We start from the raw sequence: 2,423 nt of genomic DNA on the forward strand, positions 1-2,423 counted from the left end.
CCTTGGTTCCGTGTGGCGGTGCAGTCGGGTGAGGACGAGGAAGGGCGCCGGATGCTGTGCCAGGAAGTTTATGGCTGGATTGAGTGGGCGATGCGCTGATCTCTCTGACTTCGGCATTCTTGTACCAATCGAACAATATACGCTTGTAAAAGGGCCATTCGCTTGACAGAGGCGGCGAGCGTTTGTAATTAAACATCTTATGGGGAATGCGATCTCCCCACGAGGCGACATGCCGAAGCATCGTGTCCCAACCCCGATACCCGGAAGGACGCGCCATGTCTTCTTTGACGACCATCTCCTTTGATAAACTCGCTCGACTGATCGGAACACCGAAGTGTCCTGCCCTGATCGACGTTCGCACGGACGAGGATTTCGCCGCCGACTCCCGCCTGATCCCTGGCTCCGTGCGTCACCCCCACACTGACGTGACCGCATGGGCCGGACGGTTCCAAGGGCGTTCCCCCATTGTCATCTGCCAGAAGGGCCAGAAGTTGAGTCACGGTGTTGCCGCCTGGCTGCGTCATGAAGGGGTGCCCTCGGACGTGCTGGAAGGTGGCTTCCAGGCATGGGCCAGGGCCGAGCTTCCCGCCGTTCCTACAGCCAGGATGCCGAGCCGCGATCCGCAAGGCCGCACGGTATGGGTGACACGAGGCCGCCCTAAAATCGACCGCATTGCCTGCCCCTGGCTGATCCGCCGGTTTGTCGATCCGGCGGCGGTCTTCCTGTTCGTGACGCCTGCGGAGGTGCAAGCGGTCGGGGAGCGCTTCAACGCTGCGCCCTTCGACATCGAGGATGTGTTCTGGAGCCACCGCGACGGCCTGTGCACCTTCGACATTATGGTGGAGGAGTTCGGCCTTAGAACCGAAGCGCTGCTCCGCCTAGCCGCCATCGTTCGCGGCGCGGACACCGCCAACCTTGCCCTCGCGCCGGAAGCGGCCGGACTGCTGGCCGCCTCGCTGGGGCTTTCCCGCATGTACACGGACGATCTGGCGCAGCTTGAGGCCGGGCTAACGCTCTACGACGCCTTCTATCGGTGGTGCCGGGACGCGACCGACGAAACGCATAATTGGCCGTCCAGGAAGCCGGGAGCGTGACATGCAGGATGTTTTCAACCACACTGAGACAGGTAAGTCTGCCGCTGAGACAGGGCACGGCATCCCGTTTAGCGAAGCCTTCAAGGTGTGGCTGCGCATCGCGGCGCTGAGCTTCGGCGGCCCTGCCGGACAAATTGCCGTGATGCACCGCATCCTGGTTGAGGAAAAGCGGTGGATCGGTGAGAGCCGGTTTCTCCACGCCCTGAACTACTGCATGCTGCTGCCGGGGCCGGAGGCGCAGCAGCTCGCTGTCTATATCGGCTGGCTGCTGCACAAGACCAAAGGCGGCTTGGTCGCGGGTAGCCTGTTCGTCCTGCCGGGCTTTCTCTCCATTCTGATCCTCAGCTACATCTATGCCGCCTTCGGCAATGTCGGCTTGGTCGAGGGTCTGTTCTTCGGACTGAAAGCCGCCGTGCTGGCGGTGGTGGTTCAGGCAGTGGTGCGGATCGGCAGCCGGGCGCTCAAAAACCCGGTGATGATCGGCATCGCCGTGGCGGCCTTCATCGCCATCTTCTTCTTCGACGTGGCGTTTCCCGTGATCGTTCTGACGGCGGGCCTGATCGGCTTCATCGGTGGCCGGGCCGGGTCGCCGCTGTTCCAGGTCGGCGGCGGGCACGGCAAGAGCAAAGGGCCGACGCTGGCGGATAAAGACTCCCTGCTGGGCGAGGAAACGCCCCTCCACGCCCGTCCCAATCTCGCCTGGTCGCTGCGGATTTCTAGTATTCTACTACTGCTCTGGCTTGGGCCGATCGCCCTGCTGTTCCTGCTGGCGGGGCCTGATAACGTCTTCACCCAGATTGCTTTCTTCTTCAGTAAAATGGCGGTGGTGACGTTCGGCGGAGCCTATGCCGTCCTCGCCTATGTCGCCCAGGAAGCCGTGCAGCACTATGGCTGGCTTCAGGCAGGCGAAATGCTGGACGGCCTCGGCATGGCGGAAACGACGCCGGGGCCGCTGATCATGGTGGTGCAGTTCGTGGGTTTCATGGGCGCGTACCGTGAAGCCGGGGCGCTCGATCCCATGATGGCCGCCACGCTGGCCGCGATCCTGACCACCTGGGTCACGTTCGTGCCGTGCTTCCTGTTCATCTTCCTCGGTGCGCCGTTCATCGAGACGCTGCGCAACAACAAGGCGATGACGGGGGCCTTGTCCGCCATCACGGCGGCGGTGGTCGGCGTGATCATGAACCTGGCCGTCTGGTTTGCTCTGCACGTCCTGTTCCGCCAGGTCGAGGTGTGGGAGGGCTACGCCCTGTCGGTGGATGTACCGGTCTGGTCGTCGATCAACGTCCCCGCTCTGGTGCTCACCGTGGCCGCGATCCTGGCAATCTT

The 2,423-nt window shown here is 62.9% G+C and carries 2 protein-coding genes; both read left to right on the plus strand.

The genetic code is table 11. The features are described 5' to 3' along the window. Positions 1-275 precede the first annotated feature (275 nt). Complete coding sequence (locus AC5JJ6_RS09325; RefSeq protein ID WP_496041773.1) at positions 276-1,094, plus strand: chromate resistance protein ChrB domain-containing protein; 819 nt, start codon at positions 276-278, stop codon at positions 1,092-1,094. 1 nt (position 1,095) lies between these two features. Then, positions 1,096-2,423, plus strand: a 1,328-nt coding sequence (chrA, locus tag AC5JJ6_RS09330) for a chromate efflux transporter (RefSeq protein WP_496041774.1), incomplete at its 3' end; no start/stop codon positions are given.

Source organism: Skermanella sp., assembly GCF_059503625.1.